The following is a 25,773-nucleotide window of genomic DNA, read 5'->3' on the forward strand; positions in this document are numbered from 1 at the left end:
TTGTTATTGCCCATTAAATATAATATCCGAGCCAACTGCCTGCTCCACTGACTTCTTAACTGCCAGGATACCTTTTCCCGTATTGCCTGATATGCCGGGAATCAGTATGATGGCCGGAAGGCCAGCCTCACGGTAGCGGTTAATCTCCGGTTCAATCTGGGCAGCCAGGGCCTCTGTGATGTAAATCACCGCATAGCCGCTTTCTGCCAAATCCTTAACCTTCTTTCCTGCCTCCGCCGGGTCTGTCAAAGGAAATGGCTCCAGACCCAGACTGGCAAAACCGTAGATACTGTCCCGGTCGCCCATAACTGCAATCTTATACATACATCTCCCTTATCCTTTCCCGGATGGACTCCTCGGGAAGATGGTTTAATTTCCCGGAAAGCACAATCCGAACTGATTTAATCTCGTTCTCCCGTGCCAGAATATAAGCTGCCAGCGGACCCAGACCAAAGGCGCTGTACTGCTGGGGCTTAATCTTACGAATCAGCAGATTGTCGCACCACCGCTCAAAAGCTGAAGGTGAGCGCCGTAATTCTTCCACTGCATCTGCATAGGCCGTGGTTTCCAGGTATGACCCGATGGAATCCACGCCTTCTATGGCTGCCTGAGCCAGACGGGCAACGTTAATGCTGCCGCATGGCGCCAGCGCCTGCTCCAGGAATGCCCTGTCCTTGCCGGTACGGGATGCCCGCACCGCCGTCTTTATATCTGCTGCCGCAACCGTCAGCTCCGCATAGAGTTCCAGGAACTCGTTGCCTGAGGATTTGCCGGCCTGGTAGATTGCATCCAGGGCTGCTTTGTCGATTATGATGTCGCAGAGCTGTCCGTCCTGGGTGTGAAGGAGCGCTTTGTATGCCTCCTCAGCAGGCGTCCTCATGGCTGCCGGAAGATTCTGGAATTCCCTGGTCTGAACCGCTTCACGTATAAGCTTCACATCCACAGTCCCCTGCTCCATGAAGATGCCCGGGTATTCATCACCCATGCGGACCTCCTTGATGGCTGCCTTCAGATTGTGGTAGTCGTTGGCGTACAGGAATACGTCGAATACAGACATATCCTCCACCAGCTCATTAATCAGTTCCCAGGTCCTTCTCTTCTCTATGGCCAGGATTTCTCCGGCATTTGTGATGCCGTCCTCTCCCCAGCCCTTCTCCATAAGAAGCTGGATACACTCGTCATAGTCTTTTGCAGCTGTCAGCTGCTCTAAAAACGCGCCGGATAGCAGGGACAATTCTTTGGAACGGATGCGGGCTACTGCATAAACATACTGTTTGTCTGCCATTTAATTAGTTCCTCCCTACGTTCATGAAAACAGAATCTCCTGCACTTTATCCTGTAATACCTCATGGGCTGCATCAAAGAGAGCGTCAATGGAACAGTTCTCCTCAATTCCTCCATAAGTAAGCACAAAACCTCCGTCTATATCCCTGGTGTCTCCGGATATGCGCAGCGCTGCCCCCTTGTCCTTAAGCGCGGCATTTAACCTGTCCTCAAAGCCTTCGGGCAGGCGTTCCAAGTCCTTCTTTGAGAACAGGAGCTCGCCTTCTCCGGGCTGTGCGGATTTAACTGCCAGTTTCAGAATCATATCAAAGTAGGCGCCGGTTTCAAGCCCCTTGAGTTCAGCCTTAGCCATCCCAATGGTTGCTCCGATGAGTCTTTGCTTTTCAGCCAGAACAGCACCGCGTTTCTTAAGTTCGGCTGCCGTGCGTCCTCTTTCCAGAATATTGGCTACTGCCTGTTTGGAGCGCCTCTCAATATCAACGCACTCCCTCTCTGCATCCGCACGGGCCTGTGCCAGAATCTCATCTGCCTTGGAACGGGCTTCAGCCCTGGTGCGTTCCGCTGCTTTCTGGGACTCTTCTTTAATCTGGCTGATGATTTTATCTAATCCCGCCATGCCATGTTCTCCTTTCCTGATGTCTCCTTATTTGGTATGCTGTTAGATGTTAAGGCCTGCAATACCAAAGATGGAAAGGATAGAAATCAGCAGTGCCAGGATGGCGTATGTCTCAACCATGGCCGGGAAAATCATAGCTTTACCAAACTGCTCAGGTCTCTTGGCAACCAGGCCGATACTTGCTGCTGCCGCCTTGCCCTGTGATGCGCCGGAAATCCAGCCGACAATACCCATAGGAAGGCATGCTGCCAGGTATAAAGCACCCTTTACTAAAGAAAGGTCAGCGCTTCCGCCCATGATACCAATCTGTGTCAGTGTGATGAATGCAATCAGCAGTCCGTAAATACCCTGTGTACCGGGAAGCAGCTGTAAAACCAGAACCTTACTGAACTTGTTTGGGTCCTCTGTAACAACTCCGGCTGCAGCCTGACCTGCAATACCAACTCCGATAGCTGAACCTACTCCTGCAAAAAGTGCTGCGATTGCAGCTCCTAATAATGCTAAAGCAACTCCCATATTTCCCATAACTAAATGTCCTCCTTGACTTTATAATATTTGGTGTGAACGGCAAAGGGCTCAAATTTCCTTCCGCCGCCTTCATAAAACTTTCCAAAAAACTCTACATACTGCAGACGGTTAGTATGGACATATGCGCCCAGGGCATTGATTGCCAGGTTCAGGCTGTGTCCGATTACAAATACCAGTATGAATATGATGGCTCCGGGAATGGAACCGCCCATCATACTTCCCATCTTGTTAAATACCGTGGATATAACGCTGGTAGCCAGACCCAGGGCCAGAAGTCTGGAGTAGGACAGGATGTCGCTCAGGTATGAGCTGACTCCGTACGCTCCGTAAAGACCCTTAAGTATCCTCTTAACCCAGTTTTTGGATTCCCTTCCGCTGGTAAGTACAATACCCACAAAACCAATGGCTGCCGCGTAAGCAGCCACAGTGCCTGCAACTGCCGGAAGCGTAAAGGTAAGGCCCAGCATCTCGGTAAACATCTGCATGGTCAGCAGGTAAACAATGCCGCCGCCAACCAGCATATACCAGAATATGGCGTCATATATACCGTCAGCCAGGCTGCCGTTCTTCACACAGGAGTAGAATTTGATTCCAAGTCCTATGAACAGGTGAAGAATACCAAGTCCAAATGCAAATACCAGAAGCTTCATGGGAAGGCTTACTGGCTCAAACCAGAGAGGAGCAAGCCTGATATCCGGCCGGTTGAAGAATGTGGTCGCGATAACATTCACCGCGTCTCCGAAAAAGCTGCCGAACATAAAACCCCAGAATGTTGTGGAGATGCCGCAGTACATGAACATCTTCATAAACTTCTTCATTCCGGCTTCCATGTTCTTGAATTTGGTCAGGCAGTATGCGGTGCCCGCCACCATAATAAGACCATAAGCCGCATCCGAGAGCATAAGCCCGAACTGTACATAGTAGAACAGCGCCACTATCATAGACGGATCAATCTCTCCCCTGGACGGAACGCTGTAACTCTCAATAACGCCCTCCACAGGTTCTGCAAACTTATTGTTGTGGAGCAGGATTGGTACATCCTCCTCCTTATCCGGCTCTGTGTACTCTACCACCACCTCATATTTCTCCTGAAGCAGCTTCTCCAGCTTTGGAGCCGCATTCTCAGGCACATATCCGGTTATGAAGAATACCCGCCTTGATTGGGCCAGGCCGTTTAACACGCCGTATTTCTCAGCACGCATGGTATAGTAGTCCATGACGAACTTAATGAGCTCCCGGTCCGGAGCCATCTCCGCCACGGCCTTTTCCGCCTTCTCAATCTCCGCCTTTTCCATTGCAAGCTCTTCTTCCAGCTGCTGCTGGCGTTTAGCAGGCACTGTCTGGCTCAGTGGCGGTTTTACAAAATTCATTTTCTTTAGCGCATCTTCCACTGCATCTGCATCCGGTTTTCCGCAGACAATGAACAGACAGGTCTGTTCCTTGGATGCACTTACAATGGTCACGTCAATTGTCTCTGCCTGAGGAGCCAGTTCCCCAAGCTGTTCTGTTACCTGTTCCAGGGTAATTTCATCCTGGATGGAACCGATGAATGCCGCAGTTTTCTTTGTTCCCTTAAAATCAAGGGGCAGGTCAAAGGACCTCCATGGCACCAGTGCTTCCATCTGCTGTTCCAGCTTCGGAATCGCTGCACTGTGCTCGCCTATCTGCTTTGCAAGTTCCTGCAAGCGGTAGGCCTTTTTCATGGCCTCGTCGTGTTTGCCTGCATTGGCCTCATATTCGTCCAGGGAAAGTACTTCCCTGCCTTCGAATGAGGACAGCATGCCCTTCTCCTCAGGCGCGTACCTGTCCAGAATATTAATGGCCTGCTCTGCTATATTGGCATTTCGTTCAAATACGGTTTTGGAAGACGTCACGTCCATTCTGCCAAACATGTCATCTTCCTGCAGCACATTGCTGATTTCAAGTACCCCTTGGCGCTGCAGAAGCTCAAGGGTGCCCTTGCGGTCTTTTTTAAGGCCACAAATCAGCACTTTTTTCATAGGCACTACTGCCAACCTTAAGCGCCTCCCTTCCTATAGCAGCTCTGATAAGATAACTTCAACTGCCTTTTGTTGTTTCTCAGCTACAGCTTTCTGCAATGCTTCCAAATCCTTGCCTACCTCGGCGCCGGCTGCCTGCATCATCTGCTCGCTTTGAGCCTTGGCATCCTCCTCGGCCCCCACCGCGCCTTCTCTGGCAGATTTCGTCATCTCTGCCTTCATCTGCGCCGCCTGAGCCTTTGCCTCTGCCACAATTGCCTCCGCCTCTTTTACCGCTTCTTTTTCGGCTGCTTCCGCGGCCGTTTCTGCCTGACGGATTGCGTCAATCGTCTCCTGGGCCAATCCAAATCCCCCTTTCTGTACCGGAATCCCGTTAGCTATCCTGCCGGAATATATGGTTAGTTTGCGCAGATATGCCTCCGGGAATACGATGGACCATAGGTTTGTGTTGCAAAATGACAACTTATCCAGTATTTGTCCATGGCTTTCCTATTATTTTTGTACAATATGAATAGATTATAACCCATGCGTAAAAATTTATCAATCCACTTTCTCAATATTTCATGAAAAAATTTTAGACTTTCTAAATATTTTTGTACAGCATACAAAAAACTTCTATCCATATTAAAATAATTGTCCCCTTAAACATCACTTCCGGCGGAACCTATTTGTTACATTAATAACAAATTTTTTTATAAAAATAGGCTGCAGTTCCAACGCCTTCCATCTGCGTCATAAGCTACAGCCTATTTAATAACATCATACCATTTAATCCTGTAATTTGAAACAGTAATTTTTTAACATCTTTTTAACACCCGGTCATATGCCGCTGTCCGCCAGCCGGCTTCCGGCTGATTTCCGGCCTGTGTCCGGTTAATCCGCAATAATCATACGCTTCTTTCCGCCGCCGTTCATCAGGCTGTAGTATGCAGGAAGCATGAGCAGCGAAAGAATGGTGGATGCGGTCAGACCGCCGATATTAACAAGGGCAAGGCCCTGGGTCGTGGAACCGCTGTCACCCAGAGCAAAGGCCATGGGCACCATGGATACAACCGTGGTCAGGGTAGTCATGAGAATCGGTCTCAGACGGGTGGCCCCTGCTTCCACCAGGGCTGTATTTAAATCCATTTCCCTGCGGTACTGGTTCACCGTATCCACATAGAGGATACCGTTGTTAACAACCGTACCAACCAGCATCAGGAATCCCAGAAGGGATGTCATGCTGATGGCGCTGTCTGCCAGCCACAGAAGTCCGAAGGCTCCAATGAGACAGAACGGGATGGTGGTCATTACCATGATTGAGAACTTGGGCGACTCAAACTGCGCCGCCATGACCACGAATACCAGGAAGACAGCCAGGGCAATGGCCTGGAACAGAGCCGTGAACTCTTCTGCCATGGATTCATCCATCTGGTTCTGGGCAACAGTCACATTGGCATTACTGCTTACAGCCGGCTTCACCACTTCGCTTAAAAGCTGGGTCTTTGTGTTCTTATTTGAATTCTCGGTATAGATACCGCTGATAGTGGCGCGGTACTGCTTATCCTGCCTGGTGATGGATGCAGGGCTGTCTGCAAAGTGAATATCAGCCACATCCGTCAGGGCAACGGAGCTGCCCTTAGGCGTCTGGAGGGTGATTGTCTCAATCTGGTCCAGGGTCTTATAGCGCTCCTTAGGATACTCCACCTTTACATCAATATCATTTCCGTCAATATTAAGGGAGGTGGGCGTGGTGCCGCTGAGCATGTTATTCAGGGTGCCGCCAATCTGGGCCGGCGTCAGTCCTGCCGCCCTGGCCTTGATGGGATTCACCGTAACCTTTACGACAGAAGCCGCATTCTCCAGGGTGGAGTGGACCTTGGTCAGCTCCGGACGTTTGCTCAGTTCAGCCGCCACATGGTCGCTGACCGCCTTCAGGTCATTGTAATTGGTACTCTGAAGGTCTACTGAATATTCATCGTCCGAACCCATCATGGCGCTTACCTGCGAGTAGGCCTCCACGGTTATGTTGGTATCAGAGATTCCGCCCATCTGCTGTTTCCAGAGCCGGACCACCTGGTCTGTCTCCATCTTCCTGTCCTTCTTAAGGTAGACAGTGATGCTGGGGTCGGAGCTCATGCTCAGTCCCGAGCTTCCGGCAAGGGTGATGTAGGATTCCACATCCTCCTGCTGGGAGATAATATCCTCTATCTGCTTCATGACACGGTCAACCTTGTCAATCTTCATACCCGGCTTTACTTCTGCAGTGATGGAAATCTGGCCCTGGTCATCCTCAGCCATCATCTCCACGCGCAGGAACTTGGCGATGAAGAAGGAGAACAGAAGGAGCGCCACAGAAGCCAGCATGACAAGGCCTCTCTTGTTCAGGAGCTTTGTCATGATTCCCCTGTAGGCTTCCTGCATCTTCTCAACCGGTCTGGACAGAGGCGCTGTCTTTCTCTCCACGGGTTTATAAATCATGTAGCACAGAGGCACCACCGTAATGGCCGATATGAGAGATGCCGTCATACAGAATACAATGGTAAAGCCCAGAGGCCGGAACATCTGTCCCGTCATGCCGCCCAGCATGGCCAGCGGCAGGAACACCACGCAGGTGGTCAGGGTGGAACCGATAACCGACTGGTATACCACTCCGGTACCGTTTAGGGCTGCCTTGGAAAATTCCCGGAAGCCGGTATCATCCGTGGCCCTGAAACAGCTCTCCAGCACAACGGTGGAGTTATCCACCATCATACCGACGCCCAGTACCAGGGCGCTCAGGGTTATGACGTTCAGGCTGAAGCCCATAATCTGCATCAGGATAAGCGACGACAGGATGGATACGGGGATGGAGCTTCCTACAATCATGGACGCCTTCAGGTCCCCGAAGAACAGCCATATGATGACCATGGAAATGATGATGGCCAGAATCATTGTCTCAATAACGGAGCTCAGGGATGACATGATGGAATCCTTGTCATCGTCCACTATGGTTATCTGAAGGGTGGGGTCCTGTCTGGTAAGCTCACCCACCACACGCTTTACATCCTTGGACACATCCAGGGTGGCTGCGTCCTGCTGCTTGCTGACAGTCAGGGCAACGATATCCTCAGGAAGCCCGTTCTCCGCCTTATAGCGCGCAATACTTTCCACATCGTCCGCACCCATGTACACCTTTGCCACATCGCTCAGGTATACGGTCTGGCTTCCGGATACGGTCAGGGGGATGTCGTTAAGACTGTCCATTGTCTCAAAGGGCTGCTCCGTTGACACGGACAGCTTCTGGTCTCCCACTTCCGTGTCTCCTGCAGGATATGTGATATCCGAGCCCGCAATATCGCTGGCAATGGAGCTCATGGATACGCCGTACTGTTTCAGCTTCTCCGGCATCAGCTCCACTTTGATGTATTTCTGGAGGCCGCCCGTAATGGAAACCTCGGCTGCCGTGGACAGCTTTTCAAATTCAGGAACAATGTTATTGTTCACATAGTTGTAAAGGTCATCGTCCTCGCCGTGGCTGACAGCCATGATAACATTTGGCTTCAGGCTGGTATTCAGCTCCAGCATGATGGGGTCATCCGCATCATCGGGAAGCTCTACCTTAGCCAGGTCCATCTGCTTCTTCAGGTCATCATACGCATCGTTCATGTCAGTGCCGTACTTATATTTCAGCATGACGATGGACATGTTCTCTTTTGACTGGGAGGATATGGTATCCAGACCGCTCAGGGTACTGGCCCTGTCCTCAATCGGTTTGGTGACCAGCTCGCTGACATCGTCAGGGCTGGCGCCGGAGTAGACGGTCATTACAATCATCATGGACATGTTCATGTCCGGCATCAGCTCAAGCGGTGATTTCATCACTGAGGACAAGCCGAACACAATCAGACACAGGATTGCAAGCACCGTACTGACCGGTCTCTTTAAGACAAGTTTCGTTAAGCCCATTTTCCTGCCTCCTTCTACTGCGCCTGACTCTGGTCTGCGGCCGGACTTTCAGCTTTGTCTGTCTGACTGTTTTCCCGGATGACCTGCATGTTTACCTGTACTTCGGCTTCCGTTCCATTCATCTCTAAGGTTGCCGGCACCTCGGTCTCCAGTGTCACCTTGGTGCCCTCCTTTAACTCGGAGGTCCAGGTGGTAAGAACCCGGTCATCCAGGGTAATCCCTGAAAGCACCGCTATGTTCTCCTTGTCATAGATGCCCACTTCCACCGGCACCTCATGGATGATGCCGTTATCATATGTATACACATAGGCATCCCCTGCTTTATAGTACACGGAGTTGTTGGGAATCAGCATGGTATTCCTGGCAGATGCGGAAGGAACCCGCAGTTCCACGCTGGTGCCGGCTGCCATGGCCTCATTATCGTCCACAGATGCTTTAATCTTGAACAGGCCCACAGATGCCTCGGCCATATTGCTGACCTCGATGACATTGCCGCCGTACTCTGTGCCTTCTTTGATGACCGTAATAGGGTCCCCTGCGTTCAGATGGTTCTTTACCTTCTCCGTCACATAGAAGGTCACATTGTTGCCACTGTCTCCGGCAATGACGCAGAGCTGGTTGGAATTTCCAACCGTGTCATGTACCTCCACGTTCAGCTGCTCCACCCGTCCGCTTATGGGCGATGTCACATGGCTGAATTCCATCTGGTTTTCATATGCAATCTTCGCAGACTCATACTGCAGCCTCTTGGCCTCAGCAGCAGTCTGATATCCCTCAAACTCTTTATCAGACACAAAACCTGATGCATGGAGGGGAGCCATGCGGGTCAGGGTGGACTGTGCGTCGTCCCATGCCACCTTGGCTGCATCCATGGAGTTTCTGGATGTATCTACCTGCTTTGTATCAATCTCTAACAGCACCTGTCCGGCTGCAACCACATCCCCGGCCTTCACGTTGACAGCTGTCACGTCGCCTCCTGCCTTGGGATATATGTACACAATGTCGGCCGGCTCAATGGTGCCTACCAGGTCTGTTGTCAGCAGTATGTCGCCCATCTGCGGCGTCTGTACTGTTACCACCGGGTCAGGGGTGGGGACAACAGGCTCTTCCTTTTTGAAAATTCGGGCAATCACAATGACTGCTATAATTACAATCACGATTCCCCAGATAATGCGTGTCCTTGCCTTTTTCATCTTCTCCTCTTTCCTTTCATGTCCTTTTTAATATGAGAATCTGTCACAGCGCCGGCACTGTCATGTAAAAGAATACAGCGCCAGAAAAAAACAAGGGAAATGAGCTGCTTTGGTCCACAGCCCTTCCCCAAAATACGGCTTCTTTCTTTTTTACCAACCATCTTGTATTTTAGACAGTTGCCCCCCTTTTTGTCTAACACCAAAATACGGATAATTAACAACTCGTTGTTGTTAATTATAATTATTTTTCAAAAATTTAATAAAACTTTCAAGTCTCTTCTCATTTTCTTTACGCCATACTATGATTACGCTGGCATGGGCCTGATTTCTGGAGTTGGGCATGGGGTGCATGACCAGCCGGTCCCCGTAATTGTGATAAAATTCCTTAAACCCGATATGGATTCCCTCGTTGGCAATGATTGCCAGCTCCAGGCTGTTGACATTCTCATAATAGCGGGCCTTCTGCAGAATATGCTCCTGCTTGGAAATAAGTTCAAACAACCGCATTTCCGCACCTGCAAAAAAATTCTTGAAAAGACAGAGCATGGTCTCTCCCCTGAAGTCCTCCATGACCACCTCCTCCTTATGGGCCAGAGGATTTTTCTTGGACATGACATAATATAGGGGCAGGCTCTTTACCACAATGAGGCCGCATTTTTCCTTCAGCTGTTCATAGGAAGGGGTAAAGCTCACAGTCATCATCAAATCCGGGTTTCCGTTGGTTATATCCTTTATATTGGTAAATTCATTGATTTCAAATTCCACATCCGGGTCCTGGGCCATATAATCGGCCAGTATGTTTCCGGCCATCTCAATGATGCCGCTCATGCCCACCACGGACAGGTTAATCCGCCGTTTTGCCCGCTCCCCTTCCTCCCTGGCCATATCCACGGAATCATATATCTCCTTGGGTATATCCTTCCAGCGCCACAGGAGCAGTTCGCCGCTGCGGGTCAGCCTCACATCCCTGGTGGTCCTGTCAAAAAGCCGCAGCTCCAGCTCCTTTTCCAGGGATGCTATCTGGCGGCTCAGTCCCTGCTGCGATATATACAGATGATTGGCTGCCTCCGTAAAGTTAAGGGTCCTGGCTGCTTCCAGGAAACATTCTATCTGATGGATGGTCATAAGCATGCTCCTTTTATGTGCTTGTCAATATGGCGGGCTGCTTCTAAGGTATATTCCGGCCAGGCATGTCCCTGTCTGATGCATCCCGGACCGGCATGTCACGCCCCGGCGTATCCTGGTCCGGCATATCCCGCCCCGGCATATCCTGCTCCGGCGTATCCTGCTCCGGCATGTCCTGGTCCGCCCCGCCCAGATTCAGGACCGCCGAAGGGTCCAGGGCATCTCTCAGGGCATCGCCCACAAAATTGATGGCAACCACCAGGACCACAATCAGAAGTCCGGGAGGAATCCAGAGCCACGGCTGCTTTGTCAGCACGGTCAGGGACTGGGCGCTGTTTAACATGTTGCCCAGGCTGGCCGTGGGAGGCTGCACTCCCATGCCCAGGAAGCTGAGTGAAGCCTCGTCCAGCATGGACAGGGCCATGACCGAGGTGGCGTACACCAGAATAGGCGCCACGGTATTGGGAAGTATCTCTGAAAAAAGGATATGTCTGGCAGGCATTCCCGCCACAATACTGCTCTTGACAAAGTTTGTCTCCCGCAGACTCAGCACATTGCCCCTGACCAGACGGGCAATGCCGGGCCAGTCCACAAATCCGAGAATCAGAATAATACTCCAGAGTCCCGGCTCAAAGATGGCGGCAGCCACCAGCACCAGCAATATATAGGGAAATGACATAACCATGTCCGTAAAACGCATAATGGCTATGTCCAGCCAGCCTCCGAAGTATCCTCCCAGCAGTCCCAGGCTGACTCCTATGGCCGTGGATATGGCCGTGGCCAGCACCCCCACCAGCAGGGAGATACGTGTTGCGTATAACAGGCGCGAGAGCATGTCCCGGCCAATCTGGTCCGTCCCCAGCAGGAACTGCAGGCTTGGCGGGGCTCCAAAAGGCCCTGCGATGGCGTCCGGGTCATAGGGTGCTATGACAGGCGCCAGGACAGCTGCTGCGCAGATGACCGCCAGCACCACCAGGCTGATGCAGGCCAGGCGGTGGTGCAGAAACCGCCGTCTGACAGTCTGCCAGTAATTTTCTCTTCCAATATCCCCGTAAGGGTTCTTTCTGTTCATTTTCATTCTATCTATGCTTACTCCTGTTATGTGCTTACGCCGGTCTGTCAGTCATACTGAATAGCCGGATTTACGATGGCGTACAGAATATCCGTCACCAGGTTGGCTGCCAGCACCACCACCGCGGAAAGCAGGCAGACCCCCATAATCACCGGGTAATCCCGGTTCAGGATGGCGCTCATGGTCATAAGCCCCAGGCCGGGCCAGGAAAACAGCTGCTCCACAATAACCGCGCCCCCAAACAGCACCGGTATCTGCATGCCAATGACCGTCACAATGGGCACCAGGGCATTGCGCAGGGCGTGCTTATATATGACCCTTCTGCGGCCGATTCCCTTGGCCCTGGCCGTGCGCAGATAATCCTGCTGGAGGATTTCCAGCATGGCGCTGCGGATATAGCGGATATTGGTCCCTGCCATGGAAACAGACAGCACCAGCACGGGCATTATCATATGGGCCGCCACATCCGCTGCACCGCCTGCCGTGCCCAGGGTTGTCATACCTCCGGAGGGCAGGATTCCCAGGTTCACGGTAAACAGGTACACCAGCAGCAGGGACAGGAAGAATCCGGGTATGCTGCTTCCGAAAAAGGAGGCTGTCACCACGGCGTAATCCCCCCTGGAATACTGGTGGATGGCGCTGTAGATACCGGCGGGAACCGACATGATAAGGCTTACAATCAGCGACACCCCCATCAGGAGAAGGGTGGGGCCCAGATGGCTTCCAATCATGGCGCTGACCGCCTCATAGGATTTCACGGAATACCCCATGTTTCCCGAAAGAAGCTGTCCCAGCCAGATAAAATATTGTATATAGAAAGGCTTGTCCAATCCCATGGCTGCCTCCTTGGCGGCGATAGCTTCCTGGGAAATACGGGCTCCCTGAAGCATTTCCAGGGGACTGCCTGCGAAACACATAATGGCATAGTCAATGATGGTAATGCCAAGCAGGGTTGGAATGGCAATCAGTATGCGCTTTAAGATATAGTTTGTCATGCCTGTTCACCCTCTTTCTCTAGTTCTTTATACCGGATACAGGCTGTCAGATGGCTGCTTCCCGGAGCAGCCGGTTTCAGCTCCGTTTCCCCGCTCATGCACTCCTCCTTACAGTGAGGGCATCTGGGGTGGAAGGGACATCCTGAGGGCATATTTACATTTGAGGCTGTTTCACCGCCGATGATTCCCGCAGACCGTTTCCTGCGGTTTCGCGGGTCAGCTATGGGCACCGCCTCAAACAGCGCCCTGGAATACGGGTGGAGGGGATGGGCAAACAGCTCCTTCCGGTCCGCAATCTCCACCATTTTTCCCAGATACATGACAGCAATCCGGTCGCTGACATAGTTCACAGCTCCCAGTCCATGACCGATGAAGATACAGGTCAGTCCCAGCTCCTTCTGCAAATCCCTGAGCAGGTTCAGTATCTGGGCCTGGATGGACACATCCAGGGCGCTGACCGGCTCATCGCATACCAGCAGCCTGGGGTTTAAGGACAGGGCCCTGGCAATGCCTATGCGCTGCCTCTGCCCTCCTGAGAATTCATGGGGATACCTTCCCAGACAGTTTCGCGGAAGACCCACCATATCCAAAAGCTTCTCCACCCGTGAATATATATCCCCCCGCCCGGCCAGGCCATGGTACAGCATGGGTTCTGCCAGTATTTCATACACATGTTTCCTGGGATTCAGGGATGAATAGGAGTCCTGGAATATCATCTGCAGCTGGGTGCGGAAGGGCTTCATCTGGGCCTGGCTCATATTGCCCAGGTCCTTTCCGTCGTAGATGACCCTTCCTCCCGTGGGATGCTCCAGGCCCACCAGCTGGCGTCCCAAAGTAGATTTGCCGCAGCCGGATTCTCCCACCAGTCCCAGCGTCTCCCCCTCAAACAGCTGAAAGGATACGCCGTCCACAGCCCGCACCACGCCGGCGGAACGGGAAAACATGCCTGACTTAGCCGTATAGTATTTTTTCAGTCCCTCTGCCGAAAGCAGAGGAATACGCGTTTTATCAGCCATCCGCCAGCACCTCCTCCGCCCGGCAGCAGCGCACAGTATGGGAATCCCCAACCGTTATCTCCTGCTGGGGCTCTGTGCACATCCCGGCCCTGTAGGGACATCTCCTTGCGAAACGGCAGCCCCGTATTCTGTCATAGTGCTCCGGCACAATTCCCTCTATGGATTCCAGTCTTCTGTCCTCATCATCCCGGATGCCGGGCACGGAGCGCAGAAGAGCCCTGGTATAAGGATGGGACGGATGGTCAAACAGCTCCAGGACACGGGCCTGCTCAATGAGCTGGCCTGCATACATCACCAGTACCCGGTCAGCCATCTGGGCCACCAATCCCATGTCGTGGGTGATAAGCAGCACCGCCATGCCCATCTCCTCCTTAAGCTCCAGAATCAGCTCCATAATCTGGGCCTGAATCGTCACATCCAGGGCTGTGGTGGGCTCGTCGGCAATCAGAAGGGACGGATTGCAGGAAAGAGCCATTGCAATCATGACACGCTGGCGCATCCCCCCTGACAGCAGGTGAGGGTATTTTTTCATGACCGAAAGGGTATCCGGCAGCCCCACCTTCTTAAGAAGATACAATGCCCGTTCCCTGGCCTCATCCTTTCCCAGCCCCATATGGGCGCGGATACTCTCCGTCATCTGGCTTCCAATGGTAAATACAGGGTTAAGGGAGGTAAGGGGGTCCTGGAATATCATGGTCAGGCGGTCTCCCCTGACTTCGTCCAGCTCCCTCTCAGTCATGGAGAGCAAATCCTTTCCCTCAAACAGGACCTGGCCGCTGGTCACCTTCCCGCCTTTTCCCAAAAGTCCCATGACAGACAGGGATGTGACACTCTTTCCGCAGCCGGACTCCCCCACAATACAGACCACTTCCCCTGAATCCACATGGAATCCCACATGGTCCACACCTATATTCTTCCCCCCGTCGCCGGAAAATGTGACTTCCAGATTCGCGACTTCCAGAATATGTGACATACTGTTTCCTCATTTCTTCATATTAATCGCTGATTTCCCATGAATGAAGATACCCAGAGAGCATATGCCCTCCGGGAATCCGTTCACTCTTTCTGATTATTGGGTTGTCCTGACGGGACCCATCCTACCTGGACACATCCCACTGCTCCACATGGTTGAGGAAGCCATAGACACTGGGCTTAACTCCGGTCAGACGTTTATTGGCTGCCGCCATGGTCTTGATAATGTAGGCGGAAAACATAGGCACATCTTCCTGGACATTTCTGTCCACAATCCCATACAATTCTTTCAGCTTGTCCTTGTCATTTGTCAGGGCCACATTTGCCAAGGCTTCCTCCACCTCCGGATTGGTATAGCCGGTCCAGCTTCCCTCACCCCCTAATAGCCAGGCAACATCCGCGTAGGGGTCCACCGGCGGATAGGTGTACTGTACGGCCAGCACGTCGAAATCCCCGCTGGAGGCAGTGCTCATCAGGGTATTGATATCCATGGTCTGGATATCTGCCTTGATGCCCACCGCAGCCCACTGGGCAGCCATGACAGAAGCCGCATTCACAAAGGTGCTGTCCCCTGAGTCAATACAGAAACGGATGCTCTTATTCTGGTCCCATCCGCTCTCCGCCAGCAGGCTCTTTGCCTTTTCCGGGTCATAGGAAACAGGCTCCAGGGAACTGTCAAAATAAGGACTGGCAGATGACAGGAAACCGTCCACCACTTCTCCGTTTCCCTTTAAAAGCTGGTCCAGAAGCTGGTTCCGGTCCACTGCATACAGCATGGCCTGACGCACCCTTGCATCGGTGATTCTGGCTGTGTTGATGAACACGGACTGGTTGGTAATGGGGTCGCCGTAAGAGACTTCCACGTTCTCCAGCGCCGACACGCTCTCATAATCCTCCAGCGGAATGGTGCTCATGGTGTTCTGGGTAATGTCGATTTCCCCGGACTTAAGGCCTGCATAGAGCTGGCTGCCTTCCACGATTTTTATATTAAGGCGCTCAATCCCGGGAGCACCCTTCCAGTAATCCTTGTTGGCCTCATAGGACACATAGTGGTCACGGTCAAATTCAGTTACCTTATAGGGACCGCTCACCACGTCCGGATGGCTGAACCATGGGTCTGAAGCCAGCGCCTTCTCGTCAATATCCCCTATCACATGCTTTGGAAGGGGCATGAGATAGCGGGCATAGGAGCTGTTAAAGGTTATTAGGGACATGGGTGCCTTGGTGGTAAAACGAACAGTCTTATCATCCACCCTGGTAATCCCCTCCACATGGTCAGCCCCTTCTTCCACAAAGCCGTCGTCTCCAACGCCTTCAAATACATAATACATCATGGCCGGGTTTCCAATAACCGGGCTGCACAGCCTGAGGGCCGTGTATACCACATCATCCGCCGTAACCGGAGTCCCGTCGGACCATACCGCCTTATCGTCAATGTGCACCAGGAAATTCCTCTCATCCTCCGCTGTCACGGAATCTGCCAGCATTCCTTCAAACTCCATGTTCTGGTCCAGTTCCATCAGCGGCAGAAACATGAGGCCCGTGGCATATTTATTCATCTCCACACCGTCCATCAGCAGCGGATTCAGCGTATTAAGGGAGCTGGTCACGCCAATGTTGACGATTTTCCCGCCGTCAGAGGCAGCTGCCTGGGTCTGACCTGACTCCGTCTGCCCTGACGGCTGGCTGCCGCCTTTGCCCGCGCATCCTGCTGCTGACAGAACCATAACCGCAGATACAGCCAGGGCAAGACATCTGCCTGCCATTCTTCCTGCTGTTCCTTTTGTATATTTCATAAATCTCCTCCTTAAAACCATGGAGCGCCCATAGATGCGCCCCGGCCGCCGGCACCTATTGTACATCTCTGCACAGCGCGGCGCTGAGTCATGTGACAAAACCACACTATTCATAGTAAATTAGTATGGTTTTATTTATATCATTACATGCTATAAATGTCAATAGCTCAATCCCCCCGGCTTTCAAAATAAAGTGGAAATTTACTCCAAACTGCTATAGAATAAAGGTAGAAAGCGTAAAAGGAGCAACGTATGTCGGATTATTTCATATCACAAATCAGCCCCAAAGACAAAGCCGCCAGCCAGCAGCTGGACCGGCTGCTGACAGCAGAAGGCATCCGCAGGGACGGTAACCTGGACTATACCTGCGGCATGTTTGATGAGGACATGAATCTGATAGCCACCGGCAGCTGTTTTGGCAATACGCTCCGGTGTCTGGCCGTGAGCAGCAGCCATCAGGGCGAGGGGCTTATGAACCAAATCATGACCCATCTTATGGAAATTCAGGTATCCCGCGGAAATACCCACCTGTTCCTGTATACAAAATGCAGTTCCGCCCGTTTCTTTGGGGACCTTGGTTTCTATGAAATTGCACGGATAGACGGCCAGGTGGTTTTTATGGAAAACCGGAGAAATGGATTTTCCTCCTATTTACAGAGGCTCTCCGGGGAGTCCGGCATCCATGCCCCCCGTGAAAGATGCGCTGCCCTGGTGATGAACGCCAATCCCTTCACCCTCGGCCATCTGTATCTGACAGAACGGGCAGCGGAGGAAAATGACACTGTCCACCTGTTCATGGTCAGCGAGGAGGCAAGCCTTGTGCCCTTCCAGGTGCGCAGGCGCCTGGTAATGGAGGGTACCGCCCACTTGAGCAATCTCATATATCATGACAGCGGCCCCTATATCATCAGCAGCGCCACCTTTCCCAGCTACTTCCAAAAAGACATGGACGCTGTCATTGAAAGCCATGCGCGGCTGGACCTGGCCATCTTTGCAAAAATCGCCGCCGCCCTGGGAATCCGCAGACGCTACGTGGGTGAGGAGCCTCACAGCCAGGTAACAGGTATCTATAACCGGATTATGGAAACAGAACTGCCAAAAGCCGGAATCCAATGCACTGTTATCCCCCGCATACAGCAGAACGGCGCTGCCATCAGCGCTTCCACAGTCCGCAGGGCTATCAAGGAAAACCAGATGGAGCTTCTGCCGTCCCTTGTGCCGCCATCCACCCTGAGGTACCTGCTCAGTGAGGAAGCTGTCCCTGTTCTTAGCAGAATCCGCCAGGCAGAAGATGTGGTGCACTATTAATCAGGACAAACCATATCCAATAAAAGTAAAAACCAGGATAGCCATCCCCTCCGCATTATGGTACAATGCCTTATAATAAACAAACCAAACTCTCAATGAGGTAACGGAGGTATTCTTATGGATATGAACGTGATGCTGATTATCGTACAGGAGAATGACGCAGAGGCCCTGGCATCTGCATTTAAGAGAAACCAGATTCAGGCCACCAGGATAGACGCCAAGGGACTGGTGTCCAGCAGGAAACTCAATGTATTCCTGGTTGGCACAGAACGGATAGACGAGGTATTGCAGATGGTATCCTCCAACTGCAAAGAGCGCGCCGTGGAGATAGAGGACCAGGAATACAACGGCCACATGTTTGTGGATGTGCAGAAGACTATCGTCATAGGGGGCGCTACCATCTTCATCATGGGCGAGGCCAGATTGGTGAAGGTCAAGGGGGGATGCTGCGGGGATTAGCAAAAAAACGGGACTCCATATGCAATATATGGAATCCCGTTATCTTTTACGCTTTAATCCCTGCTAAATAAACCATTAATCGCAGGTATACGGCATCAGAGCGATGTGACGTGCGCGCTTGATAGCTACAGTCAGGGCTCTCTGGTGCTTTGCACAGTTGCCTGTGATACGGCGGGGAAGGATTTTTCCTCTCTCGGATACGTATCTCTTTAACTTGTTAACATCCTTGTAATCGATGGTTCCGTTCTTATCTCCACAGAATACACAAACTTTTTTTCTTCTGCGCATTCCGCCTGGTCTTCTCATCTTAGCGCCATCTGGTCTGTCTGTTTTATTAAATGCCATTGGTGTTGTCCTCCTTTATTATTAACCATGGAACATTCTAGTTAAATGGAAGTCCTTCGTCCTCCACTCCGTCAGGAATGTTCATAAACCCATCACCAATCGCACTGGTAGGAGCCGGTCTCTGAGACGGAGCTGCCTGGGCATATCCTCCCATATCAGATGCCGCACCCTTACTGTCTGCGAATTCCTGGTCATCCAAAATGACCTCGGTGGTGTATACTTTCTGACCTTCTTTATTTACATAGCTACCTGTCTGGATTCTGCCTGACACAAGCACCCGCATTCCCTGACGGAAATACTTCTCGGCGAACTCGGCAGCGCGGTCAAATGCAACACAGTTGATAAAATCGGCTGTCTGCTGGTCTGAAGAACTGTCCTGGTTCCTGCGGCCCCTTCTGTCCACTGCAAGTGAGTACCTGGCAATGGCCATGGAACGCTCTCCCTGTGAATATCTGACTTCCGGGTCTCTTGTCAATCTTCCCATTAAGATAACTCTGTTCATACGGTCACACTTCCTTTTTCTCTCCCGCCACAGGCGGTCTGGGTATCTCTTATGCCTCTGTCTTAACGCATAAGTATCTGATTACTGGTTCCATAATACGAATGTGAGCCTCTACTTCATTCGGGCATACAGAATCAGACTCGAACTGGATGAAGTAGTAGTAAGCTTCGTGCATCTTCTGAATCTCGTAAGCAAGTCTCTTCTTGCCCCATTCATCTACATTTGTTACAGTGCCGCCGAAACGGGTGATGTAACCCTTTACCTTTTCGATTGCTGCTGCACGCTGCTCGTCTTCCAGCTTCACATTCAGAACAACGGTTAATTCATACTTGTTCATCTTGCTTTACCTCCTTGTGGTCTCTGGCCCCTGCTTTCAGTAACAGGAGCAAGGATATAATATGTCACGGAGTATTATTTTAACAAATTCCCGGGACAAATGCAAGATGTTTTTTTGTTTTTTATTACGTTTTATTACGCTTTTATGGCGGATTTCAGGATATTTCCCCTGACAGCGCCCTAAGAACCCGCGTTTGCCTTGGTAAGCCCTCTGGTATTTTTCTCCACCAGCCTGCGGGCAATCATAATCTGATGTCCGCATCCCATGCATTTGAGCCGGAAATCAGCTCCCACCCTGAGGATTTCCCACTGGCTGCTGCCGCAGGGATGGGTTTTTTTGAGCTTTACTATGTCCCCTACTTCATAATTCAACTTTTCGTTCATGTACGCGACTCCATTTCTGTATATCGGTCTGACCGCCGCCCGGCTGTCACGCTTTCAGAATGCCTTCTATCCCAGCCAGTTCCTCCTGGCTGAATGTCAGGTTTGCCAAAGCCTTTGCATTATCCTCCAGCTGGGCAATGCTGCTGGCCCCTATGAGCACGCTGGTAACTTCCTTCCTGCGGAGCACCCAGGCCAGGGCCATCTGCGCCAGGGACTGTCCCCGCTCCCCGGCCACTCTGTCCAGGGCTCTTATTTTAGCCAGCTTGTCCTCTGTCAGGTATCTTCCGCCTATGGTGGTCCCTTTCCTGGAAGCCCTGGAGCCTTCCGGTATCCCTTTCAGATACCTTCCTGTCAGAGCGCCCTGAGCCAGGGGGCTGTAGCATATGCAGCCCACGCCCTGACGGTCCAGAAGCTCCAGAAGTCCGTCCTCCACCCAGCGCTCAAACATATTGTACCTGGGCTGGTGAAGCAGGCAGGGTGTTTTGTTCTCCTTCAGGATGCGGATGGCTGCCTCTGCCTCCTCTGCCTGATAATTGGAAATTCCCACATACAGGGCCTTTCCCCGGCGCACTATGTCAGACAGGGCCTCCATGGTTTCCTCCAGAGGCGTATCCGGGTCCGGACGGTGGTGGTAAAATACATCCACATATTCCAGCCCCATACGCTTTAAGCTGGAATCCAGGCTGGCCATAAGGTACTTCCTGGAACCCCAGTTGCCGTAGGGTCCGGGCCAGAAATCAAATCCTGCCTTTGTGGATATAAACAGCTCATCCCTGTACCTTCCCAGGCCGTCCCGAAGAGCGGCTCCGAAATTCTCCTCCGCCCTGCCCACTGCCGGAAACCCATAATTGTTGGCCAGGTCAAAATGGGTGATTCCCATATCGAATGCCCTGAAGAGAACTGCCTCCTGTTCCTCCAGGCTCTTTTCCAGCCCAAAATTCTGCCACAGTCCCAGGGATATCCTTGGAAGCAGGATACCGCTCCTGCCGCTGCGCTTATATTCCATTGTGTTATATCTGTTCTCTGCCGCCTGATACATCTGCTGTTCCTTCCTTTCCTGTCCGATTGTGGGTTTGAAAATAACGTTCCGCCAGATGCACGTCACCCTTTGCGGGAGTTTGGGTCCCCATGAAGGAGGCGCAGCGGGCGGCGGAAATGAAATTTCAAACTGCCCCTAGTCAACCACAGCCCCAAGTACCTCCCCGATACGGTGGCTGATAACCAAATCCGCCTGGGAGTCCCGTGAAGTGGCCGCTTTATTGATGAGCACCAGCTTATTGCCCCTGTAATAATCAATCAGCCCGGCCGCAGGATATACTACCAGGGAGGTTCCTCCTATGATAAGCATGTCCGCATGTCTGATATAATCCACGGCTTTCTGCAGGGTCCTGTTGTCCAGCCCCTCCTCATAAAGGACCACGTCCGGTTTAATCACGCCGCCGCAGCTGCAGCGGGGCACGCCCTGGCTTGCTGCAATGTAGTCCAAATCATAAAACTGTCCGCATCTGGTGCAGTAATTCCTATGTACACTGCCATGGAGCTCCAGCACCTCCCTGCTTCCCGCCATCTGGTGAAGGCCGTCTATGTTCTGGGTAATGACCGCCTTAAGCTTTCCCCTGTCCTCCAGCCGTGCCAGGGCCTTATGGGCTTCGTTGGGAGCAGCCCCGGCAAAGAGCATCCTGTCCTTATAAAAGCGGTAAAACTCCTCCGGATACCGCATATAAAAGCTATGGCTGATGATAGTCTCAGGCGGGTATTTGTATTGCTGGTTATAAAGCCCATCCACGCTGCGGAAATCCGGAATCCCGCTTTCCGTGGATACTCCGGCCCCGCCAAAGAACACAATGTTACCGCTGCCGTCAATCCATTCCTTTAACTGCTGCCATTTTTCATCCATAACATTCCCCTCCTGATTCTGCCGTCCAGCTCATAATATATTCACAGACCGCATCTTTGGCCGCCGCGCTCCGCCTGTCCTGGGGACCGCACCCCGGCCGCCAGACTCCGGCTGTCCCGCGGTCCGGCTCCGCCGCTGCTACACAACCTCATCCAGATACACGCCGTCCAGGGCCCGCACATACGCGCACCAGAAAGGCGCTCCGTCCTGACTTCCATCCGCCAGCTCCTCCAGGGTTCTGTATCCAAAGAGCCATGACGCCAGCTGTTCTATGGTTATATCCAAAACCTCCGAGGACACCAGTGTACCCGGAAAAACAGGCTCCCCGGCGTCTTCCCTGGCATGGACCGCTGACAGGGACACCCCCCTCTTTGTAAGGGACGACCCGTTTCCGTCTATTTTCCATTTCCACAAACCGCTGTTTTCCGGTATCAACGGGTCATGAATATTGACCATCACATCCATGGCAGGGCAGGGACACCCTTCATCCAGGACAATGGCTTCCATAAAGGACATCACATCGGTGATGCGGGCCATGATGGCCGGCCTGGGCGGGTGCTGGGAATTGTCCGGTTCCAGCCATTCATCCCTGCCTGCGTACAGGAACCTCTGGCTCTGCTTTTTAAGACCCCAAAGTGCCTGGAATGCCTGGAGTGCCCCTGTGCCGTCGTACCATCCGTATATGTTTCCGGCCTCGCTGTCCAGCTCAGCCTGAAGCATCTCCATATAGTCCCGGTCACGCAGCGCATACACCTGGAACCGTGAAGACAGCCAATGGTTCATCCAGCCGGCCAGGGAGGAACAGAGATTCCCGTCCAGCCTCAGTTCCCGCCTGTGAAGGCATTTCTGCGCCTCAGGCCCCAGCCTGTAGTGGGGCTGGTCAAATATATACCGGAATCCAAAGGGCCTGTATATATCCGGCGACGCCGGCATGAGGTAGCAGAAGGGTTTCCTGTCCTGATGCATGTCATCCAGCATCCTCATGAGCACATCCCTCATGTGTCCGCGGTGACGGCTGTCCGCTGCCGTGGCAACCCCCACAATATAATCCAGGTTCCACATCTTCTTTCCCACATTTACCCTGTACGGATTCATATGGGCCATGGTAACGATACGGCCCCTGTCATCCTCCTTCACCAGTACAGCGCTCTGTAATATCTTTTTATCAAAATAATAGTCTGCAAATTCCCTGGAATCCTCCGGAAATGCTTCCTCCCACAGGGGCCTGCACGCCCCGAACTCACGTTTCTCCAAATACCGAATCATCGTTCCCTCACCATATATTTTCTTGCAAACCCAATGGGATTATAACTCATTTTGGCTTTTCTAAGGCCCTCCATCCCCACATCGTCCTCCCTGTTCACCAGCTCGGCCTCGGGGAATTCATTTACCAGGAACTGCTGGTTGATAAACTGGTACAGTCCCCTGATTTCAGGATTGGCCTTCTCAATGTGGATGACAGCCATATTCTCCCGTACATTCAGGCTTCCAATGGTAAATGCCTCCAGCTGCCCGTCGATATAAACCCCTGCCATCCTCACATAGAGGCTGGAACAGTTCTTAAGTATGTCGTGAATGCCTGCCACCTCATAGTCCAGGGACAGCTCCATGGCGCCCACTTCCTCCTTGTGCTGCCTCCAGCGCTCCATGAACTGCCACACCTCATGCCGGTCGGAACAGCAGAGACGCCTGTACTCATATCTGCCTTCGTACGTGCGTTTAAAGCCGTTCAGATGGTTTCTCTTCTTGACGAACTTCTTCCCTTCCAGCTTTCTCAGTTCCTCGCCGCTGTAGAGATAGTCCTTTAAATCCACCTGTTCTTCCACCTCGAACAGGGCCGGGTCCAGATTAAGGTATTGGACCGCCTCCTCATCGGCCAGGGAAATATAGAACGGCTTATGGAGCACCCCTGAAAAATAGTCCACCATCTGCTGAAAGAAATAAGGCAAATCCTCCTCCCTGCACAGAGGCATGGCAGTGGAAACCTGTCCGTCCTTTTCCATGAGCCACAGGACGGCTCTTCCCTCGCTCACCGCACACCGTACATGATAATAGTCCTTCCACAAAAAACTGTCCAGAAACACGCTGTCGCATGTTTTATTGGGCCTCAGCCCATAAAAGGGCCGGAGCCTGTCTATATCCCCGGCCACTACCGGCTTAAAATCCAAATCCATAGTATAACAACCTCTTTTCATTTAACTTCTGATAGTATACCATAAAACCGGGTTCTATAACAGTTTTTTTGCTTCACAGGAAAAAGACCTGGAAGCCTTTTTGTTTCCAGGTCTCTTTTAATTCCCAGACTTCTTTTTTCCAGAGCTGCCCGGCCTCTCTCGGCGGAATCCGGCCCTACAAGCCCTGGGCAATCTCTTTCACCAGCAGCAGCCTCTGCCCCTGTTTCACCTGGTCGTCAGCCAGTTCATTGGTGGATATGATATTGCCAACGGTTGTATGGAATTTTTTTGCGATTCCCCACAGGCTGTCTTCCGGCTGTACAATGTATCCCACGATTCCCGGCAGCTCCTGCAGCTTCTCCAAATCCATGGGGTGGATGGCAGCTCCTGTAATCACGGGTTCGCACACAGGCTGCAGCACCAGGAAATCCAGGGCAATCACAGCCTTCACTTCCACCATATCCCCGCCCATCATCACTGCGCTGAGCTGTTCCAGGCCCGCGTCCAGCTGGTATACGCTGTCCTCCCGGATTCCTCTGGCCTCGGCCACGCAGTGGAAGGGCACCTGCTCCACAGAGGACTGGACCGGTGACGTGTCGTCGCTGGTAAGGTATAACAGGGTCACCTCCAGCACGCCGTCAATTTCCAGACAGTCATCCCCGATTTCCACCTCATCCAGCTTGATGGTCCCCTCGTTGTGGCAAATCTGAAGAATCCGCTCAGCCTGGGGCAGACTCAGCTTCTCCGCCACCTTGGACTTGCACACATTCCTGGTCAGTATCTGGTCGAAACAGGCATCCGAACGGTTCAGCTCTATTTCCCGGTTGTTGGAGTACATGTCGCTTAAGAGCTCCACTTCCTCCTCCTCATAGAGCTTGATATCCAGCTCCAGCACCGCGTCCACGTCCATTTCCCGCATTTCCCCGTCATAGTCGGGCTTGGCTTCCATATCCTTATGGGCCAGGCGCACGGTCACCATGGGAATCTGCTCCTCCTTCACATCGCTCATTTCCATGTCCCCTGAAAATGGTATGGTCTCCTCCAGCCACTGGACAGGCATATTTTCATCCTCTGCCCCGTAAATGACAAACACGCTCAGTTCGCCGTCCAGATGAAGCCTGCCGTCCAGGGGTTTCGCCGTCACGTCCCTCAGCTTCATCTCCCGCCATAATAACTGCCCTATGTTGGGCTTGCCTCCGGTAAGGCTCAGTTCCTCCTTAATCCGGTATGTATCCTTGCGCCTTACAGCAATGGCCGCTGCATTGGCCGTGCGTTTCAGCGTCTCCACCTGCACCTGTCCCGCCCCGTCCGTGTCAGACATACCGGCCCCGGCGGGCCGGCTGCTGTTTTCCATGTCCACATCCACGGCTGCTTCCACATCCCTCAGGGTCTCCACCCGCACCTGAAGGGTTATAATGGCCTGGACCCCCAGTTTCCTGGAATTAATCATATCCGTGTTAAGGTCCTCCAGCATCCAGTTAAGGCCCACATAATCCTTTTCCTCCAGTCCCTGGACATTGACCACCTCTTCAAAGGGAATATTGCCGCCCAGAGTCTGGAGTCCGCCGCTCTCCTTCCGGTAAAGCACCTGGAATTCCAGCTTGCCCTTTACCGCCACCTTATCTCCCTGGTTCTTCACTGTCTCAATCTGTATCTCGCCGGTGTCCAGCATGACCTGCTCCATATCATCCAGGGTATCCGGTACAATAAAGTCATCATCCAGGGTAATCTGCGTGGTTACGTTGCCCTTCCATTGGTTCATATGTATCTGCTTCTTTATTAATTCCATAAAAAACACCTGCCATCTCTCATAGTCTTTTAGAAAAATCTATGCGGACAGCAGG

At 52.3% G+C, this 25,773-nt stretch carries 25 protein-coding genes; 2 read left to right on the forward strand and 23 right to left on the reverse strand.

Features of this window, described 5'->3' with window-relative positions:
- Positions 1-3 precede the first annotated feature (3 nt).
- The 14 genes from I2H39_RS09275 to I2H39_RS09340 all read right to left on the reverse strand — a co-directional run bounded on the left by I2H39_RS09275 (position 4) and on the right by I2H39_RS09340 (position 16,524).
- Complete coding sequence (locus tag I2H39_RS09275) at positions 4-324, reverse strand: V-type ATP synthase subunit F (protein WP_002568366.1); 321 nt, start codon at positions 322-324, stop codon at positions 4-6.
- A complete protein-coding gene (locus I2H39_RS09280) occupies positions 317-1,285 on the reverse strand; it encodes a V-type ATPase subunit (protein WP_138306650.1) in 969 nt (322 codons plus the stop codon). Before I2H39_RS09280 ends, I2H39_RS09275 begins: the two co-directional genes overlap by 8 nt.
- Before the next feature lie 21 nt (positions 1,286-1,306).
- A complete protein-coding gene (locus I2H39_RS09285) occupies positions 1,307-1,900 on the reverse strand; it encodes a V-type ATP synthase subunit E (RefSeq protein ID WP_138306649.1) in 594 nt (197 codons plus the stop codon).
- Between the two features lie 42 nt (positions 1,901-1,942).
- Complete coding sequence (locus tag I2H39_RS09290) at positions 1,943-2,425, reverse strand: V-type ATP synthase subunit K (RefSeq protein ID WP_002568369.1); 483 nt, start codon at positions 2,423-2,425, stop codon at positions 1,943-1,945.
- A gap of 2 nt (positions 2,426-2,427) precedes the next feature.
- Entirely contained in the window at positions 2,428-4,428 is a 2,001-nt protein-coding gene (locus I2H39_RS09295; protein ID WP_240305270.1) for a V-type ATP synthase subunit I, read from the reverse strand.
- Between the two features lie 33 nt (positions 4,429-4,461).
- Positions 4,462-4,770, reverse strand: coding sequence for a hypothetical protein (locus tag I2H39_RS09300; RefSeq protein WP_227146399.1), 309 nt, complete (start codon positions 4,768-4,770; stop codon positions 4,462-4,464).
- 531 nt (positions 4,771-5,301) lie between these two features.
- A complete protein-coding gene (locus I2H39_RS09305; protein WP_138306646.1) occupies positions 5,302-8,355 on the reverse strand; it encodes an efflux RND transporter permease subunit in 3,054 nt (1,017 codons plus the stop codon).
- 14 nt (positions 8,356-8,369) lie between these two features.
- Complete coding sequence (locus I2H39_RS09310; RefSeq protein WP_138306645.1) at positions 8,370-9,548, reverse strand: efflux RND transporter periplasmic adaptor subunit; 1,179 nt, start codon at positions 9,546-9,548, stop codon at positions 8,370-8,372.
- A gap of 231 nt (positions 9,549-9,779) precedes the next feature.
- Positions 9,780-10,673 (reverse strand): LysR family transcriptional regulator, encoded by an 894-nt coding sequence (locus tag I2H39_RS09315; RefSeq protein ID WP_138306644.1) that lies wholly within the window; start codon positions 10,671-10,673, stop codon positions 9,780-9,782.
- 43 nt (positions 10,674-10,716) lie between these two features.
- A complete protein-coding gene (locus I2H39_RS09320; RefSeq protein ID WP_227146396.1) occupies positions 10,717-11,751 on the reverse strand; it encodes an ABC transporter permease in 1,035 nt (344 codons plus the stop codon).
- Between the two features lie 41 nt (positions 11,752-11,792).
- Positions 11,793-12,740 carry an ABC transporter permease gene (locus I2H39_RS09325; RefSeq protein ID WP_138306643.1) on the reverse strand — a complete coding sequence of 316 codons (948 nt, stop codon included), beginning with the start codon at positions 12,738-12,740 and terminating at the stop codon, positions 11,793-11,795.
- Positions 12,737-13,756: an oligopeptide/dipeptide ABC transporter ATP-binding protein gene (locus I2H39_RS09330; RefSeq protein ID WP_138306642.1), complete on the reverse strand. Its 1,020-nt coding sequence runs from the start codon at positions 13,754-13,756 to the stop codon at positions 12,737-12,739. The genes I2H39_RS09325 and I2H39_RS09330 overlap by 4 nt, the downstream gene beginning before the upstream one ends.
- The gene (locus I2H39_RS09335) at positions 13,749-14,729 is read right to left on the reverse strand and encodes an ABC transporter ATP-binding protein (RefSeq protein WP_138306641.1); all 981 of its coding nucleotides are present in this window, start codon (positions 14,727-14,729) and stop codon (positions 13,749-13,751) included. Before I2H39_RS09335 ends, I2H39_RS09330 begins: the two co-directional genes overlap by 8 nt.
- Before the next feature lie 124 nt (positions 14,730-14,853).
- Positions 14,854-16,524 carry an ABC transporter substrate-binding protein gene (locus tag I2H39_RS09340; protein ID WP_138306640.1) on the reverse strand — a complete coding sequence of 557 codons (1,671 nt, stop codon included), beginning with the start codon at positions 16,522-16,524 and terminating at the stop codon, positions 14,854-14,856.
- 252 nt (positions 16,525-16,776) lie between these two features.
- On the opposite strand from I2H39_RS09340, the gene citC reads away from it, so the two are divergent.
- Positions 16,777-17,832: a [citrate (pro-3S)-lyase] ligase gene (gene citC / locus I2H39_RS09345; protein WP_138306639.1), complete on the forward strand. Its 1,056-nt coding sequence runs from the start codon at positions 16,777-16,779 to the stop codon at positions 17,830-17,832.
- A 117-nt stretch (positions 17,833-17,949) separates the two neighbouring features.
- Positions 17,950-18,291: a cyclic-di-AMP receptor gene (locus tag I2H39_RS09350; protein ID WP_195626304.1), complete on the forward strand. Its 342-nt coding sequence runs from the start codon at positions 17,950-17,952 to the stop codon at positions 18,289-18,291.
- A gap of 75 nt (positions 18,292-18,366) precedes the next feature.
- Here the strand turns inward: I2H39_RS09350 and rpsR are convergent, their stop codons facing one another.
- The 9 genes from rpsR to I2H39_RS09395 form a co-directional block, all read right to left on the reverse strand.
- Positions 18,367-18,636, reverse strand: coding sequence for a 30S ribosomal protein S18 (gene rpsR, locus I2H39_RS09355; protein ID WP_002568382.1), 270 nt, complete (start codon positions 18,634-18,636; stop codon positions 18,367-18,369).
- A gap of 37 nt (positions 18,637-18,673) precedes the next feature.
- Positions 18,674-19,138 carry a single-stranded DNA-binding protein gene (locus I2H39_RS09360; protein ID WP_138306637.1) on the reverse strand — a complete coding sequence of 155 codons (465 nt, stop codon included), beginning with the start codon at positions 19,136-19,138 and terminating at the stop codon, positions 18,674-18,676.
- 49 nt (positions 19,139-19,187) lie between these two features.
- On the reverse strand, positions 19,188-19,475 hold the full coding sequence (gene rpsF / locus I2H39_RS09365; RefSeq protein ID WP_002585697.1) for a 30S ribosomal protein S6: 288 nt from the start codon (positions 19,473-19,475) through the stop codon (positions 19,188-19,190).
- Positions 19,476-19,654: 179 nt separating this feature from the next.
- Entirely contained in the window at positions 19,655-19,858 is a 204-nt protein-coding gene (locus tag I2H39_RS09370; protein WP_138306636.1) for a DUF951 domain-containing protein, read from the reverse strand.
- 46 nt (positions 19,859-19,904) lie between these two features.
- Entirely contained in the window at positions 19,905-20,897 is a 993-nt protein-coding gene (locus I2H39_RS09375) for an aldo/keto reductase (protein WP_138306635.1), read from the reverse strand.
- Positions 20,898-21,032: 135 nt separating this feature from the next.
- Positions 21,033-21,755 carry an NAD-dependent protein deacylase gene (locus tag I2H39_RS09380; RefSeq protein ID WP_138306634.1) on the reverse strand — a complete coding sequence of 241 codons (723 nt, stop codon included), beginning with the start codon at positions 21,753-21,755 and terminating at the stop codon, positions 21,033-21,035.
- A gap of 138 nt (positions 21,756-21,893) precedes the next feature.
- The gene (locus I2H39_RS09385) at positions 21,894-23,021 is read right to left on the reverse strand and encodes a GNAT family N-acetyltransferase (protein WP_195626305.1); all 1,128 of its coding nucleotides are present in this window, start codon (positions 23,019-23,021) and stop codon (positions 21,894-21,896) included.
- Complete coding sequence (locus tag I2H39_RS09390; RefSeq protein ID WP_138306632.1) at positions 23,018-23,929, reverse strand: phosphatidylglycerol lysyltransferase domain-containing protein; 912 nt, start codon at positions 23,927-23,929, stop codon at positions 23,018-23,020. The genes I2H39_RS09385 and I2H39_RS09390 overlap by 4 nt, the downstream gene beginning before the upstream one ends.
- A 175-nt stretch (positions 23,930-24,104) precedes the next feature.
- Entirely contained in the window at positions 24,105-25,718 is a 1,614-nt protein-coding gene (locus tag I2H39_RS09395) for an SPOCS domain-containing protein (protein ID WP_138306631.1), read from the reverse strand.
- Positions 25,719-25,773 lie beyond the last annotated feature (55 nt).

It is taken from the genome of Clostridium sp. 1001283B150225_161107_B6 (assembly GCF_015556325.1).
In the GTDB taxonomy this organism is placed as follows: Bacteria; Bacillota; Clostridia; order Lachnospirales; family Lachnospiraceae; genus Enterocloster.